Origin of the sequence: Rhodobacter capsulatus SB 1003 (assembly GCF_000021865.1) — a bacterium.
In the GTDB taxonomy this organism is placed as follows: Bacteria; Pseudomonadota; Alphaproteobacteria; order Rhodobacterales; family Rhodobacteraceae; genus Rhodobacter; species Rhodobacter capsulatus_B.
The window spans coordinates 2337125-2352643 of record NC_014034.1; the positions used below are offsets into that span (position 1 = coordinate 2337125).

Here is a 15519-nt window from a genome sequence, read left to right on the forward strand (position 1 = left end):
TATCGGCGGCGGCGGCCGAAAGCGGCCCGCCCGTCATCACCCATCCCGTTGCCGTGCAACCCATCGCGGTTCGTCCCAAGCGCCGGGCTTGTCGCCCCGCGCCGATTTGCAACCCCCCTGACAACGAAGCCCCGGGGGCAAGAGTGCGGTCTTGCGACCAATCGGATGATCCAAGGTCCGCCCCGCGCTCGCGAAGGCTCAGACCCGGAAATCAGCGAATTCCGTGAACAGGAGGAGAGTCCTGCCGACACTGCGACAATATCAACGCAAATGACACAAACACAATCGGTTTTTCGTCAAGAAGTGGTTAACGCTGATTTCAGCCCGGACGCATGCCGCAGCCGACGGGGGGCTGTCTGCCCCCCGCACCCCCCGAGGATATTTGCACCAAGGTGAAAGCAAACCCCGGGATGGCTTTCACCTTGGCGAAAATATCCCGGGGGTGAGGCCGCAGGCCGAGGGGGCAGCGCCCCCTCTCCGCCTCAGGTGTAATCGCCGCGGCTCAGGCCGTATTTCGCCATCTTCTCGTTCAGCGTCCGGCGCGGCAGGCACAATTCCTCCATCACCGCGGAAATCGAGCCTTTGTGACGGCGCATCGTGTTGTCGATCAGCATCTTTTCGAAGCTTTCGACATATTCCTTGAGCGGCTTGCCCTCGGTCGTCATCGCCGTGCCGGCCTCGTCGGTCTCGGCCATCAGCAGCGACGCAATCGAGCCAGAGCCGCGCCGCGCCTGCAGAACTGCGCGTTCGGCGACATTGATCAGCTGGCGCACATTGCCCGGCCAGGGCGCCTGCAGCAGCTGCGCGGCTTCCTGCGCGCTGACCTCGGGCGGCTCGCAGCCGTAATCATCGGCGAAAGCTTCGGTCATCCGGGTGAAAAGCGTCAGTACATCCTCGCCGCGCGCGCGCAGGGGCGGCAGGGTCAGCTTGTGCGCCGCAAGGCGGAAGAACAGATCCGGGCGCAGCACGTCTTCCAGCGTGCGCCCCTCGCCATGGGCGTTGCAGATCGCCACCACCCGGGTTTCGGCGGGCGTGCCCTGTTCGTTCAGCACGGTCAAAAGCCGCGCCTGCAACCCGGTCGAGAGCGCCTCGATATCCTCCAGCACCAGCGTGCCGCCGCGGGCCTCCTCGACCAGCGGCAGCCCCTCGGCCACCGGACCGAAAAGCTTCTCGGCCAAGGCTTCCTCGGTATAGGCGGCACAGCTGATGGTGACGAATTTCTTCCCCGCCCGCGTGCCCGCCGCATGCAGCGCATGCGCCACCAGCGTCTTGCCAGTGCCGGTCTCGCCATCGATCAGCACGTGCCCGTCCGATTGCGCGATATCAAGAACATCCTCGCGCAGCCGCTCCATCGAGGGCGAAACCCCGATCAGCTTGCCCACCACCGCCGACCCCTCGGCCAGATCGCGGCGCAAAGCGCGGGCATCGAGCGTCATCCGCCGCATCTGCGTCGCGCGCTTGGCCAGTTCCGTCATCCGGTCCGGGTTGAAGGGTTTTTCCATGAAATCCATGGCGCCCAGCCGCATCGCCTCGACCGCCATCGGCACATCGCCATGCCCGGTGATCATGATCACGGGCAGCCCGCTGTCGAGCCCCATCAGCCGCTTCAGAAACGTCATCCCGTCCATCCCCGGCATGCGGATATCGGAGATCACCACCCCGGGCCAATCGGTCCCGATCACCTTCAAGGCCTCTTCGGCACTGCAAAAGGTCTCGGTGTCGAAGCCCGAAAGCGCCAGCCATTGCCCGATCGACTGACGGATGTCTTCCTCGTCATCGACGATCGCCACTTTCATCATCCGTGCCATGATCTACTCCGTCCCCCTGCGCCCTGTTGCGGGCGTCTGTCTGCTTGCCATCAGCCGCGGCAGCCGCATCTCGAAGACGGCGCCGCCGCCCTCGCCATTGCGCGCCGTCAGCCGGCCGCCGAAATCGGCCACGATCGAGGAGGAAATCGCCAGGCCCAGCCCCGTCCCCTCGCCCGGTTTCTTCGTCGTCCAGAACGGCTCGAAGAGCTTTTCCAGATCGGTCAGCCCCGGCCCGTTGTCGGCCAGCGTCAGCACCGCCACCTCCTCCTCCGAGACCAGCGTGATCTCGATGCGCGGCGCGCGCAAGCCCTTGGTCGCATCGAGCGCGTTGCGAAAGAGATTGATGATCACCTGTTCCAGCCGGATCCGGTCGGCCTGCACCATCACCGCGCCGCGCGGCAGGTTGCGCACGATCTTCACCGTGCGCGCCTTCAGCTGCGGCTCCATCATCGCCAGCGCCGAAGACAGCGCCGCGCGCAGATCGACCGGCTCGATCGCATCGCCGCCCTTCCTCGCATAGGATTTCAGCTGCCGGGTGATCGCCCCCATCCGCTCGATCAGATCGTCGATGCGCTGAAAGGACGACAGCGCCTCGGGCACGCGTTCGCGCTGCAAGAGCAGCTTCGCCCCGGCCAGATAGGTCTTCATCGCGGCCAGCGGCTGGTTCAGCTCATGGCTGACCGCCGCCGACATCTCGCCCAGAACGGCCAGTTTCGAGCTTTGCTCCAGCGTCTGTTCGGCCAAGGACAGGTCCTTCTGCACCCGCTCGCGCTCGGCAATCTCGCGCGAGAGCCGCGCGTTCAGCGCCCGCAGCTCGGCCGACTCGCGCCGGTAAACCGCCGATTGCACCTTGGCGCGGCGCGAAATCAGATAAAACCCGAGCGCCAGAAGGATGGCGAAGCCCATGATTTCCAAGGCAATCACCGCATTCACCCGGTCGCGGACGGACGAATAGGGCGTAAAGGCCACCATCCGCCAGCCGCGAAACGGCACCCGCGCCTCGGTGCGCATCACCGCCTGCCCCAGCACCCAGGCATCGGGCGGATCATTGGCCCAATCGGCCGTCGCCTGCAGCGCGCGCTCGATCGCCGAGGGGGCAGACCGCGCCACCAAAGCCTCTTCCATCGTCAGGCCCCGCCAGCGCGGCTCGGTCGCCAGCACGATCTTGCCCGCGCTGTCCATCACCGCGACGGCATCGGAAATCCCCGCCCAGGCGCGTTCATAGCGCGCCAGATCGGCGCCGACGACGATCACGCCGACCAGCTTGCCATCGGCCAGAACGGCGCGGGAATAGACGAATTCGCTTGCCCCCGTCACCCCCTCGACCGCCGAGAACACGGTCTCGCGGGTGCGCTGCGCATCGACGAAAAACGGCGCGTCGTTGAAGACGGTGCCCAGCACGTTGCGGTCGGTCGCCCCCATCACCCGGCCCTGCAGGTCCAAAAGCCGGATCGAGGCCACGCCCACCTCTTCGCGCGCCGCGATCAAAAGCCCCGAGGTGGTGGAAAAATCCCCCGATCCCAGCGCCTTGGTCAGTTCAGGGTCGCGCGCAAGCAACAGCGGCACGACCGAGGTGCGCTGCAGTTCCGACAGGATGTTGCCGGAATAAAGCGCCAGCCGCAGCTCGGTGCGCATGCGGGTGGTTTCGGTGAAACGCTCGGTCAGCCAGGTGTTGGTGAACCAGACGCCGACGACGGTGGCCAGCAGCATCAGCCCGGCAAGCGCCCGATAGGCCATGCGGCGCAGGCGGCGGCGGGCCTCGGAGGCGGCAAGCAGATCGGGGCGCGGGGCAAGGGCGGTCATGGCCCGACTTTAGGCGAAGCCGCCGCCCCCAACAAGGCGCGGCGGTCACACCGCCGCGAGCATCCCCGCAAGCGCGCGGAAAAGCGCCGCCCCGTCGGTGCCGCCCTGCGCCTCTTCCACCACCCGCTCGGGATGCGGCATCAGCCCCAGCACGCGGCGGTTTTCGCTCAGCACCCCGGCAATATCGGCGGTAGAGCCGTTCGGATTGTCGATATAGCGGAAGGCAACGCGGTCTTCGCCTTCAAGCCGCGCCAGCCCCTCGGCATCCAGGACGTAATTGCCGTCGTGATGGGCGATCGGATAGGTCACCTCGGCGCCTGCCGCATAGCCGCGGGTAAAGGGGCTGTCCGTGGTCGCCACGCGCAGCCGCTGCGCCCGGCAGCGGAACTTCAGCCCGGCATTGCGCATCAGCGCCCCCGGCAGCAGACCCATTTCGGTCAGCACCTGAAAGCCGTTGCAGATCCCGATCACATGGCCGCCGCGGCCCGCGAAATCGACCACCGCCTGCCCGATCGGGCTGCGCGAGGCGATGGCGCCGCAGCGCAGATAATCACCAAAGGAAAAGCCCCCCGGCACGCCGATCACATCGGTTCCCGCAGGAATTTCGGTGTCCTTGTGCCAGACCCGCACCACCTCGGCGCCCGCTTTCGCGAAGGCATCGGCAAGGTCACGGTCGCAGTTCGACCCCGGAAAGGTGATGACGGCGGCTTTCATCGCGAAAGGGCTCCTGCTTTTTCTTGGCTCAAATACGCCGGGGGTCCGGGGGCAGCGCCCCCGGCGCCCTCAGCAGATCTCGACGGTGTATTTCTCGATCACGGTATTGGCGAGAAGTTTCTCGCACATCGCCTTGACTTCGGTTTCCGCCGCAGCCCGGTCGGTCGCGGTCAGATCCAGCTCGATCACCTTGCCCTGACGCACCGCCTCGACGCCGGTGAAGCCCAGATGGCCAAGCGCATGCCGCACCGCCTCGCCTTGCGGGTCCAGCACCCCATCCTTCAGCATCACATGCACACGGGCTTTCATCCGGGATCTCCTCGCTTGGGGCTGGCGTCTCGACAGGTGGCCGCACCCGTCCGTTTCGGCCCTGATAGCCCAAGCCCCCGGCCTCGGGCAAGCGCGATGGCGCATGGCGCGGGCGCAGATTGGCGGGCCAAACGAAAAGGGCGGCCCCGCGGGACCGCCCCTTCGCTCCTGCAACCGCGGATCAGTTGATCAGCGTCGGCTTCATCGGCGTCGCATTGGCGGGCATCACGCCCAGCCGCCGCGCCACTTCGGTATAGGCGTCGGTGAGCGAGCCCAGATCGCGCCGGAACACGTCCTTGTCGAGCTTCTGCCCCGTCTTCACATCCCACAGACGGCAGCTGTCGGGGCTGATTTCATCGGCCACGATCAGCCGCATGAAATCGCCATCCCAGATCCGGCCGATCTCGATCTTGAAATCGATCAGCTTGATGCCGACGCCAAAGAACACGCCCGACAGGAAATCGTTCACCCGCAGCGCCAGGCTGACGATATCGTCCAGATCCTGCTGGTTCGCCCAGCCGAAGGCGATGATGTATTCTTCGGGCACCAGCGGATCGCCAAGCGCATCATTCTTGTAGCTGTATTCGACGATCGGCCGCGGCAGCGCCGTGCCTTCCTCGATGCCCAGCCGCTTCGAGATCGACCCGGCGGCGAAATTGCGCACGATGACCTCAAGCGGCACGACCTCGACCTGACGGATCAGCTGCTCGCGCATGTTCAGACGGCGGATGAAGTGGTTCGGAATGCCCACATTCGTCAGCCCGGTCATGAAGAATTCCGACAGCCGGTTGTTGAGCACGCCCTTGCCCTCGATCGTCGCTTTCTTCTGCGCGTTGAAGGCGGTCGCGTCGTCCTTGAAATACTGCACCAGCGTTCCCGGCTCCGGGCCTTCGTAAAGGATCTTCGCCTTGCCTTCGTAGATTTTCTTGCGACGCGGTGCCATGGGCTCTCCAATATCGAACGGGTGGCCGTGCGGGGCACACGGTCACTGCCTTCGCGCCCATTAGCGCAAGAGCGCCCTTCCCGCAAGGCAAAGCCGGTCGCGCCCCCGCATCCGCGCCATTTGGCGCGCGTCACGCGCGCGCAACCGCGTCGCGAGGGGCGGAATCAGCCTTGCAGCCGCGCGCCGTTGAACCCATATCTGCCGCGAGAGACTGACCTAGGGGGGAACCATGACCACTTTCGACGATCGCGAACATGCCTACGAAGCGAAATTCGCGCATGATGCCGATCTGCGCTTCAAGGCCGAGGCCCGGTCGGTGAAGATTCTGGCGCAATGGGCGGCGGGGCTTCTGGGCAAGACCGAGGCCGCGCTGGACGCCTATGTGGGCGAAGTTCTGGCCGCCGATTTCGAAGAGGCGGGCAAGGATGATGTCGTGCGCAAGCTTGTCGCCGATCTGGCGGGCAAGGCCGACGAGGCGACGATCCGGGCCGAGCTGCAGAAATCGATGGCCGAGGCGATGAAACAGCTCGCCAGCGCGGGCTGAAACCCGGACCGCCGCGGGCGCCGCAAGGCGCCCCGGATCCTTCGCACCGCCCTTCCCCGCGAAGGCGCGGTGTTTTCGTTTTCGGTGTTTTCGTTTTCGGCGCCCCGCCCCGGATGGTTAAGCGCCGGCAACCAAATCTGCGGGAAAGCTGCGACTTTTCACCGCTTGCTAACCCTTGGCGCGCATCCTTCCGGTTGCGCATCTTCGGGGAGGCAGCATGTCCAAAGACACGGAAACGGCCTTTGCGGCCGCGCTTGCGGCACGGGGCCTGGTTTTGCCCGAGGGCATGCGGATCGGCGCGGCGGCGCGCAAGCAGGCGCTGGGCCTCGGGCTGGTCGCGGTGTTCCTGTGGGTGCTGCGCGACAAGCTGGCCAGCTTTGACGGGGCGGCGATTCTGGCGGCGCTGACGCGGGTCGATGCGCTGTCCTGGGGTCTGGCGCTGGCGGCGACCGTCGCATCCTTTGCGGCGCTGGCGCAATATGACGCGCTGATCCACCGCGCGCTGGGCACCGGCACCGCGCCCGGCCCGGCCCGTCGCGGCGGCTGGACCGCGATCGCGCTGTCGCAGACGATCGGATTCGGGCTGGTCTCGGGGGCGCTGGTGCGCTGGCGGATGCTGCCCGACACCTCTCTCGCCCAGGCCAGCAAGATCACCGCCACCGTCGCCGCGACCTTTCTGGCGGGCTGGTCGGTGCTGACCGCGGCGGTGCTGCTGGTCGCGCCGGTCGATCACCAGCATCTGCCGGTGCTGGCGGTGCAGGGGCTGGCGGTTCTGGGCCTCGTGCTGGGCGGCGGGCTGGCGCTGGCGACGCTCGTTCTGCCCGAGGGGCTGCGGCTCGGCCGCTTCACCCTGCGGCTGCCGCCGCTGGCGGTGATGGGGCGGATCCTGGCCCTTGCGACGCTTGACACCGCCTTTGCCGCCGCGGCGCTCTGGGCGCTTTTGCCCGGCACCGAGCCGCTTTCCTTCCTGACGCTTTATCCCGCCTTCCTGCTGGCGCAGGGCGCGGGGCTGGTGTCGAACACCCCGGGCGGCGTCGGCCCGTTCGAGATCACGCTGATCACCCTTCTGCCCGGCACCGCCCAGCCCGAGCTGATCGCGGCGATTCTGGCCTGGCGGATCGTCTATTACGGCCTGCCCGCGCTGGCGGCGATCACGCTGGTGGCGCTGCGTCCGGCGCATGTGCTGCGCAAAAGCACGGTGCTGCTGCCCGCCGAGGCGCCAAAGCCGCTGCTGCGCCGTGCGCTTGCGGGGCCGCAGGCGGAACTTGGCCTGCTGCGGCAGGGCGAACACGGGCTTTTGCCCGGCGATTGCGGCACCGGCGGCTGGATGGTCGGGCGCGGCGCCCGCACCCTGACCGGGCTTCTCGACCCGTTCGGCGCGACCCCGGTGCCGGTGCTGCTCGAACGGCTGCGCAGCTCGGCCCGGGCCGAAGGGCGCGTGGCCTGCCTTTACAAGATTTCCCCCCGCGTCGCGGCGCGGGCCCGGGCGGCGGGCTGGGTCATCGCCCCGGTCGCGACCGAGGTCTGGCTTGATCCCGCCCGCTTCGATCTGAACACCCCCGCCCGCGCCGGGCTGCGGCGCAAGCTGCGCAAGGCCGAGAAATCCGGCCTGCGCGTCACCCGCGCCCTCGGCCTGCTGCCGCTTGACGAAATGGCCGGGCTTGCCCGCGCCTGGGCGGTGGCGCATGGCGGCGAACGCGGCTTTTCGATGGGCCGTTTCGCCGCGGATTACGTCTCGGCGCAGCAGGTTCTGCTGGCTCGCGACGGCACGGGGCGTCTGGTCGGCTTTGCCAGTTTCCATGTCACCGCGGCGGAATGGGGGCTCGATCTGATGCGCCCGGCCGCGGATGCCCCCGATGGCACGATGCAGGCGCTGATCGCCACCGCGATCACCGAGGCGGCCCGGGCCGGGGCCCGGCGGCTCTCGCTCGCCGCCCTGCCGCCGCGCGCCGAGGACACGGCGGGACCGGCGGCGCTGCTGTGGCGGCGGGCCGAAAAGGGCAAGGGCGCCGCCGGTCTGCGCCAGTTCAAGATGGGATTCGCGCCGCAGCTGTCGCCCCGCTACATCGCCGCGCCCTCGCCCGCGGCGCTGATGCTGGCCGCCGCCGACATCGCCCGCGCCATCCACCGCCCGGCCCCCCTGCCCGGCTGCGCCGCCGCGGCCGAGACCGAAATCGAGCTCGACACCGGCCCCGCGCTTGCCACCGATCCGGTGTTCGTTTCACGCGCGTCCTGAGCGAAAGGAAATTGCACTTTTCCCCGCCCCGTGGCAGGGAAAGGCCGACCTTGGTTCAGGAGAAACCCGATGACCAACACGCTTTCCCGCCTGCTGAAATCCCGCGACTGGCTCTTGGCCGACGGGGCGACCGGAACCAACCTCTTCAACATGGGGCTGAGCTCGGGCGAGCCGCCGGAACTTTGGAACGTCGAGCACCCCGACCGGATCGCGAAACTTTACGGCTTCGCGGTCGAGGCGGGATCGGACCTGTTTCTGACCAACAGCTTCGGCGGCAATTCGGCGCGGCTGAAGCTGCACAATGCGCAGGGCCGGGTGCGGGAGCTGAACCGCATCGCCGCGGAAATCGGCCGCAATGTCGCCGACAAGGCCGGCCGTCCGGTCGCCGTCTGCGGCTCGGTCGGGCCGACGGGCGAGATCTTCGCGCCGATGGGCACGCTGACGCATGAGCTGGCGGTCGAGATCTTCCACGAACAGGCCGAGGGCCTGAAAGAGGGCGGCGCCGACGTGCTCTGGGTGGAAACCATCTCGGCGCCCGAGGAATACAAGGCCGCCGCCGAAGCTGCCCGCCTTGCGGGCATGGACTGGTGCGGCACGATGAGCTTCGACACTGCCGGGCGCACGATGATGGGCGTCACTTCGGCGCAGCTGGCGGCGCTGGTGGAAAAACTGCCGAACCCGCCGCTGGCCTTCGGCGCCAATTGCGGCGTCGGCGCGGCGGATCTGCTGCGCACGCTGATGGGCTTTGTCGCCACCGGCACGGAACGCCCGCTGATCGCCAAGGGCAATGCGGGGATCCCGAAATACCACGACGGCCACATCCATTACGACGGCACGCCCGAACTGATGGGCGATTACGCCTGCCTCGCCCGCGATGCGGGGGCCACGATCATCGGCGGCTGCTGCGGCACGATGCCGGTGCATCTGCAGGCGATGCACGAGGCCCTGTCCACCCGCCCGCGCGGGCCGCGCCCGAGCCTCGAGGAAATCGCTGCGAAACTGGGCGCCTTCTCCTCGGCCTCGGATGGCACCGGCGATGATGACGGCGGCCCCGCCCGCGAGCGCCGCGGTCGCCGTCGCGGCTGATCCGACCCGTTGAAAAGAGCGTATTTTGACCAAGAAAAAGCCGATGGGTTTTTTCTTGGCTCAAATACGCATCCTTGGCCCGCAGGAGGCGCAGGTGTCAGAACAGTTCGAGCTGCTCGCCCGCGCGGGGGGGCACGGCAAAGCGCGTGCGGTCGAGCGGCGGCAGCGCGGCGGCCAGGCTGAGACGGCGGCAGGAGACCTCGAAGCGGCGGGCCAGAAGCTCGGCCTCGGTGCCCTCGCCCTCCATCCGCGTGGTGAAGCGCGGGTCGTTCAGCTTGCCACCGCGAAAGGCCGCGATCGCGTTCAGCACCTTTTCCGCCCGCAAGGGGTAATGCCGCGCCAGCCAGTCGGCGAAAAGGGGCGCGACCTCGTTGGGCAGGCGCAGCGGGATCATCTCGGCGGCGCGGGCGCCCGCGCGCCGCGCCTCGGTCAGGATCGCTTCAAGCGCGGCATCGGTCAGGCCGGGAATGATCGGCGCGGCCATGACCCGCACCGGAATGCCCGCCCGCGCGGCCTCGCGGATGATCCGCAGCCGGGTCTGGGGGCTGGGCGCGCGCGGTTCAAGCTTGCGCGCCAGATCCTCGTCAAGCGTCGTCAGCGACACCGCCAGATGCACGAGATTGCGTTTCGCCAGCGAGGCGAGCAGGTCAAGATCGCGCAGCACCCCGGCGCCGCGGGTGGTGAGCAGCAGCGGATGGTTGAAATCGCTGAGCACCTGCAGAAGGCCGCGGGTCAGGCCCCAGTCCGCCTCGATCGGCTGATAGGGGTCGGTGGCGGTGCCCAGAGCGATCGGCGCGGGCACATAGCCGCGTTTCGACAGCTCGCGCGCCAGAAGATCGGGCGCCTCGGGTTTCGCGATCAGCCGGGTTTCGAAATCAAGCCCCGCCGAGAGGCCCAGAAAGCCATGCGTCGGCCGCGCGAAGCAATAGATGCAGCCATGTTCGCAGCCGCGATAGGGGTTCACCGCGCGGTCGAAGGGCACGTCGGGGCTCTGGTTCCGGGTGATCACCGATTTCGGCCGTTCCACGCTGACCTCGGTGCGCAGAAGCTTCGCGTCCTCGACCAGATCCCAGCCGTCGGGCTCGACGATCCGCGCATAGGGTTCGAACCGGCCGACCGGATTCGCAGCCGCCCCCCGCGCGCGCAGGCGGTGGCGCGGATCGGCAGGCGGCAGGTCGAGCGGCAGGGGCAGAGCGTGCATCATGGCCGAAAATTAGAACGAAATGGGAACATTTCGCAAGAGATTCGCCCGGGGTCCGTTCTGCGGACAGCGACGCCGCGTCGGGGACGGACCGGCGCATGTCGCAAAACGGCAAGTAATCGAAGCCTTTTTTCCGCATCACAAAAGCAAGCACCCGCAGGAGACAGCCATGGCCGATGAAGACGACATCATCCTTTCGGAACTCGACGATGAAGAGCTTGTGCAGCAGATGCACGACGACCTCTACGACGGCCTCAAGGAAGAGATCGAAGAAGCGGTCAACATCCTGATCGACCGCGGCTGGACGCCCTATGACGTCCTGACCAAGGCGCTGGTGGCGGGCATGACGGTCGTCGGCAACGACTTCCGCGACGGCATCCTCTTCGTGCCGGAAGTGCTCTTGGCCGCGAATGCGATGAAGGGCGGCATGGCGATCCTGAAGCCGCTGCTGGCGGAAACCGGGGCCCCGCGCATGGGCAAGATGGTGATCGGCACGGTCAAGGGCGACATCCACGACATCGGCAAGAACCTTGTGGCGATGATGATGGAGGGCGCGGGCTTCGAGGTCGTCGATATCGGCATCAACAACCCGGTCGAGAATTATCTCGATGCGCTCGACCGCGAACAGGCCGATATCCTTGGCATGTCGGCGCTGCTGACCACCACCATGCCCTACATGAAGGTCGTGATCGACACGATGAAGGAAAAGGGCATCCGCGACGATTACATCGTTCTGGTCGGCGGTGCGCCCCTGAACGAGGAATTCGGGCGGGCGATCGGCGCCGATGCCTATTGCCGCGACGCCGCCGTGACGGTGGAAATGGCCAAGGCGATGGTGGCGCGCAAGCATAACCAGATGAACGCCTGAGGCTGGCAGATCGGCGCCGGAGCCTTTCCGACAGCGGACGACAGGCCCCGACCCGGTTCGGGGCCTTTTCTTTTGCGCCCGCGCCCCCATATGAGAGGAATGGAGAATGACCGATGCAGCCGATGCCCCTTCCCCATTTTCTGATGATGCTCCTTGCGGTGATCGCGGCCGCGGGGCTGACGATCTTTCTGGCGGTGCAGTCCGGGCTGTCGCTGGCGGTGCTGGGTCTGGGCGCGCTGATCGGCGCGGGCCTGATCCGGATGCTGGCGCGGGTGGAATGATCTCTGACCGCGGGCTGACCGAGGCCGGGCTGCCCCCCGAGGGACGCGGCCGCGTGCTTCTGATCGCCTGCGGGGCGCTGGCGCATGAGATCCTTGCGCTGAAAACGGTGAATGGCTGGGATCATCTGGATCTGACCTGCCTGCCCGCGAACCTGCATCTGTGGCCCGAAAGGATCACCGCGGCGGTGGTGGCGGCGGTCGAAAAGCACCGCGCCGCCTATCAGGCCATCCATGTCGTCTATGCCGATTGCGGCACCGGCGGACAGCTGGCCGAGGCCTGCGCCCGGCTTGGCGTCGCGCTGATCCCCGGGCCGCATTGCTATGCGTTCTTCGAGGGCAACGACCGCTTTGCCGCCCATGCGGACAGCGAAATCACCGCCTTTTACCTGACCGATTTTCTGGTCCGGCAGTTTGACGCCTTTGTCTGGCGGCCGATGGGCTTCGACCGGCACCCAAGCCTCATTCCGATGATGTTCGGCAATTACGAAAAGCTGGTCTATCTGGCGCAGACCGAGGATGCGGCGCTGGAGGCCAAGGCCGCGGATTGTGCGGCCAAGCTGGGCCTTGCCTTTGAGCGGCGCTTCACCGGCTATGGCGATCTGGCGGCGGAGCTGGCGCGGATTTGACCGCCCCGGTTTCGGGCGGATCAGGAAAGGCACTGCCTTTCCCCGCCCGACCGCGCGCCGCGTGCCGCCGGGCCGTCATCCCCAAGCGCACCAGAGGCCGGCGCCCGTCCCGGCGGGCGAGAAGCGCCCGCCATGGGCGGGGCGGGCGCTGGCCGGCGGCCTTTGGGCCGCGGCCGGACAGGGGGAGATGTCGCGCAGGGCCTCGGCGATGGCCTCGGCCGGAACAGGTCCCCTCAGCTCAGCAGATACTCCACCGGCGCCAGCGGCTCGGGCGCCGCTTCGCCCAGATGCGGGGCCAGGCTGATCTCCATCGCGCGGCAGATCGCATCCAGCGGCAGCGCATTCGGCGCCGTCCCGAACGGATGCGACATTTCCTCGGACACTTCGGCCAGCCCCAGAAACACATAGGCGACGATCGCCACGATCACCGGCGTCAGCCAGCCCGCCGCCGCAAACAGCGCGACCGGCAGCAGCAGGCAATAAATGTAGATCGTGCGATAGATCAGCAGCGAATAGACAAAGGGCAAGGGCGTGCCCGCGATGCGTTCGTTCCCCGCCTGCGCCAGCGTGATCGCGGCCAGCCGCTGCGACAGCGCCCGCGCCCCGAAGCCGTCGAGGCCGTCGTCGCGATGCGCCGCCGCCAGCCGCGCCGTCAGCCGGTCCAGCGCCGCACAGGGCGGATTGGGCGTGCCCGCCAGATCGGGCGCATGGCGCAGCGCCTCGGGGTCGGCCGCGATCTCGCGCAGCCGCGCCCGGTGCAGATGCGCAAAGGCCAGCGCATCGCGCAGCACCGCGGCGCGCAGGACGGGATCGGCGATGAACAGCTCGGCCTCGCGCGCCAGCATCCGCAGATCGGCGAGCAATCCCCCCCAGAGCTTGCGCGCCTCCCACCAGCGTTCGTAAGCGGCGTTGTTGCGAAAGCCCAGAAACAGCGACAGGGCAAGACCAAAGACCGTCACCGCCACCGGATCGACCACCGGCAGCACCTCGAAGCGCAGCCCAAGCCCGGTCAGCAGCGTCGCCGCCACCGCGACGACCGCCACCGGCCGCACCACCGCGGGCACGATCGAGCCCTTGAGCGCGAAGGCAAGATCAAGGGGGCTGGGCTTGTCGCGCAGGATCATCGGCTGTCCTTTCAAGGCTTTGCCCTTCTTGGGCCGCATCGCCCCCGCGGCGCAAGACCACGCCCCGTCACGGCGCCGCACGAATGCGCGAGCCCGCGCCTTTGCCCAAATCCTGAGCAGAGGCGATTGATTTGCCGCCCGTCGTTCCTTATACCGCGGGCGTCCGGCCGGACCGGCGCCGCCACGACGCGAGGAACGCATGACCGACACCCCCCGTTTCCGCGACGGTGCCCTGGCCGCCATCCCCTTGATCCTGGGGTATTTTCCCATCGCCTTTTCCTTCGGCGTCGCGGCCATCCGCGCAGGCCTCAGCCCGGCCGAGGCGGTGATGTTCTCGGGGGTGATCTTCGCGGGGGCGGCGCAGTTTCTGGCGCTGGCGCTGGTCAGCAGCGGCGCGCCCCTCCTCGTTTCGGCCGCCACCCTGGCCGCGATGAACCTGCGCCACGTGATGTATGGCCCGGCACTTCTGGAAAAGGCGGGCCCCGCCGCCAGCACGCGGTTTTCCTGGGCCTGGGGCTGGTGCCTGACCGACGAGGTCTTCGGCGCAAGCCTTGGCGCGCTTGCCCGCGGGCAGCGCTTTTCCGAGGGCTTCATCGGCGGGCTTGGCCTTGGCGCCTATCTGTCGTGGATCGCGGGCACGGCGGTCGGCGCCGCCACCGGGGGCGAGGCGCTGAAGGCCTTCCCGGCGCTGGATGCGGGGCTCGGTTTCATGCTGCCCGCCTTGTTTCTGGCGCTGCTGCTCTCGATCCTCGAGCGGCGCCAGCTTGGCCCCGTCGCCGTGGCGATCGGCGCGACGGTTCTGGGCAGCCTGACGCTCAGCCCGACGCTGGGCATTCTGGCGGGCATCGCCGCGGGCGCCGCCACCGGAACCCTGCAGAAAGGCCGCGCATGAGACCCGAACTTCTCGCCCTTGCCGCGCTGACCGGCCTTGCCACCTGGGCCTTTCGCGTCGTGCCGACGAAACTGCCGCTGACCAAGGGCGCCGCCGACGGCCCGCTGCGGCGCTTCTTTGCCGCCACCGGCCCGGCGGCGATCGCGACGCTTTTTACCGCCTCGGTGCTGCCGATGCTGCAAAGCCCGGGCACCGCCCCCCTGCCGCTTCTTCTGGGCACGGCCGCGGTGCTGGCCGTCTGGTTTGCCCGCCGCTCGGTCGTGCTGGCGACGCTTGCGGGCGCGGCGGCCTGCGGGCTTGCCACCTTCGCCGGGCTGGGCACCCCGGGAATTTGATCATCTTTCGCGGGGGGCAAAAACCCGCTATCCTGCCCCGGCCCGCCGCCGAAAGGATCCCCGTGGACAGTCATGCCCCGAAACAACCCGCGCATCTGAGCGTCTATCGCGGCATCCGCGATCTGATCCTGTCGGGCGATCTGGCGCCGGGCCATCCGGTCACCATTCAGGGGCTGGTCTCGCGGCTGGATGCGGGCGTGACCCCGGTGCGCGAGGCGATCCGGCGGCTGACCTCGGAAGGGGCGTTGCAGTTTCACGACAACCGCCGCGTCACCGTGCCGGTGCTGCGCGTGGCGCAGGTCGACGAGCTGATCTTTGCCCGCAATGCGCTGGAGCCCGAGCTGGCGCGGCGGGGCGCCGAACGCGCCACGGCGCAAGACATCGAGACGCTGGCGGCGATCGACGCCGCCCATACCGCCGCCATCGCCACGGGCAACACGCATCACTACATGGTGCAGAACCACCGCTTTCACATGACGCTTTACGCGCTGGCGGGCACCGAGGTGATCCTGCCCGTGGTCGAGGCGCTTTGGCTGCGCTCTGCCCCGGCGCTGCGGGTGATGTGCGGGCGCTTTGGCACCTCGAACCTGCCCGACATGCATCAGGCGGCGCTTGCGGCGATGCGGGCGCATGATCCCGCGGGCGTGGCCGAGGCGATAAGGCTTGACATCCTGCAGGGGATGGAAAACGTCCGCGAGCTGCTGATCGAGGCGCAGCCCGGCTGAGGTGCCGGGCTGCACAAGATCGCC

At 68.0% G+C, this 15519-nt stretch carries 16 protein-coding genes; 9 read left to right on the top strand and 7 right to left on the bottom strand.

Features of this window, described 5'->3' with window-relative positions; translation table 11 throughout:
* Window positions 1–482 precede the first annotated feature (482 nt).
* From RCAP_RS10725 to purC, 5 genes are all read right to left on the bottom strand, one after another.
* Complete coding sequence (locus RCAP_RS10725) at window positions 483–1808, bottom strand: sigma-54-dependent transcriptional regulator (protein ID WP_013067875.1); 1326 nt, start codon at window positions 1806–1808, stop codon at window positions 483–485.
* Between the two features lie 3 nt (window positions 1809–1811).
* Window positions 1812–3611, bottom strand: coding sequence for a sensor histidine kinase (locus tag RCAP_RS10730; protein ID WP_013067876.1), 1800 nt, complete (start codon window positions 3609–3611; stop codon window positions 1812–1814).
* Between the two features lie 45 nt (window positions 3612–3656).
* A complete protein-coding gene (gene purQ / locus RCAP_RS10735; RefSeq protein WP_013067877.1) occupies window positions 3657–4325 on the bottom strand; it encodes a phosphoribosylformylglycinamidine synthase subunit PurQ in 669 nt (222 codons plus the stop codon).
* A 69-nt stretch (window positions 4326–4394) separates the two neighbouring features.
* Window positions 4395–4634 carry a phosphoribosylformylglycinamidine synthase subunit PurS gene (purS, locus tag RCAP_RS10740; protein ID WP_013067878.1) on the bottom strand — a complete coding sequence of 80 codons (240 nt, stop codon included), beginning with the start codon at window positions 4632–4634 and terminating at the stop codon, window positions 4395–4397.
* Between the two features lie 181 nt (window positions 4635–4815).
* Window positions 4816–5577, bottom strand: coding sequence for a phosphoribosylaminoimidazolesuccinocarboxamide synthase (purC, locus tag RCAP_RS10745; RefSeq protein ID WP_013067879.1), 762 nt, complete (start codon window positions 5575–5577; stop codon window positions 4816–4818).
* Window positions 5578–5806: 229 nt separating this feature from the next.
* Between purC and RCAP_RS10750 the strand changes: the two genes are divergently transcribed.
* The 3 genes from RCAP_RS10750 to bmt all read left to right on the top strand — a co-directional run bounded on the left by RCAP_RS10750 (window position 5807) and on the right by bmt (window position 9443).
* Window positions 5807–6121, top strand: coding sequence for a DUF1476 domain-containing protein (locus tag RCAP_RS10750; RefSeq protein ID WP_013067880.1), 315 nt, complete (start codon window positions 5807–5809; stop codon window positions 6119–6121).
* Window positions 6122–6338: 217 nt separating this feature from the next.
* Window positions 6339–8357 carry a phosphatidylglycerol lysyltransferase domain-containing protein gene (locus tag RCAP_RS10755; protein ID WP_013067881.1) on the top strand — a complete coding sequence of 673 codons (2019 nt, stop codon included), beginning with the start codon at window positions 6339–6341 and terminating at the stop codon, window positions 8355–8357.
* Between the two features lie 69 nt (window positions 8358–8426).
* The gene (bmt, locus tag RCAP_RS10760; protein ID WP_013067882.1) at window positions 8427–9443 is read left to right on the top strand and encodes a betaine--homocysteine S-methyltransferase; all 1017 of its coding nucleotides are present in this window, start codon (window positions 8427–8429) and stop codon (window positions 9441–9443) included.
* Between the two features lie 97 nt (window positions 9444–9540).
* Here the strand turns inward: bmt and RCAP_RS10765 are convergent, their stop codons facing one another.
* A complete protein-coding gene (locus RCAP_RS10765) occupies window positions 9541–10647 on the bottom strand; it encodes a PA0069 family radical SAM protein (RefSeq protein ID WP_013067883.1) in 1107 nt (368 codons plus the stop codon).
* 166 nt (window positions 10648–10813) lie between these two features.
* Between RCAP_RS10765 and RCAP_RS10770 the strand changes: the two genes are divergently transcribed.
* The 3 genes from RCAP_RS10770 (at window position 10814) to RCAP_RS10775 (ending at window position 12419) form a co-directional block, all read left to right on the top strand.
* Window positions 10814–11512 carry a corrinoid protein gene (locus RCAP_RS10770; protein WP_013067884.1) on the top strand — a complete coding sequence of 233 codons (699 nt, stop codon included), beginning with the start codon at window positions 10814–10816 and terminating at the stop codon, window positions 11510–11512.
* Between the two features lie 113 nt (window positions 11513–11625).
* Window positions 11626–11793: a hypothetical protein gene (locus tag RCAP_RS19625; RefSeq protein WP_013067885.1), complete on the top strand. Its 168-nt coding sequence runs from the start codon at window positions 11626–11628 to the stop codon at window positions 11791–11793.
* On the top strand, window positions 11790–12419 hold the full coding sequence (locus RCAP_RS10775) for a DUF1638 domain-containing protein (protein ID WP_013067886.1): 630 nt from the start codon (window positions 11790–11792) through the stop codon (window positions 12417–12419). The genes RCAP_RS19625 and RCAP_RS10775 overlap by 4 nt, the downstream gene beginning before the upstream one ends.
* A gap of 233 nt (window positions 12420–12652) precedes the next feature.
* Here RCAP_RS10775 and RCAP_RS10780 read toward each other — a convergent pair whose 3' ends face one another.
* A complete protein-coding gene (locus RCAP_RS10780) occupies window positions 12653–13543 on the bottom strand; it encodes a bestrophin family protein (protein ID WP_013067887.1) in 891 nt (296 codons plus the stop codon).
* Between the two features lie 199 nt (window positions 13544–13742).
* Here RCAP_RS10780 and RCAP_RS10785 point away from each other — a divergent pair, with 199 nt between their 5' ends.
* The 3 genes from RCAP_RS10785 (at window position 13743) to RCAP_RS10795 (ending at window position 15495) form a co-directional block, all read left to right on the top strand.
* Complete coding sequence (locus RCAP_RS10785; RefSeq protein WP_013067888.1) at window positions 13743–14435, top strand: AzlC family ABC transporter permease; 693 nt, start codon at window positions 13743–13745, stop codon at window positions 14433–14435.
* A complete protein-coding gene (locus RCAP_RS10790; protein WP_013067889.1) occupies window positions 14432–14770 on the top strand; it encodes an AzlD domain-containing protein in 339 nt (112 codons plus the stop codon). The genes RCAP_RS10785 and RCAP_RS10790 overlap by 4 nt, the downstream gene beginning before the upstream one ends.
* 62 nt (window positions 14771–14832) lie before the next feature.
* Entirely contained in the window at window positions 14833–15495 is a 663-nt protein-coding gene (locus tag RCAP_RS10795) for a GntR family transcriptional regulator (RefSeq protein ID WP_013067890.1), read from the top strand.
* The last annotated feature ends 24 nt before the right edge of the window (window positions 15496–15519 follow it).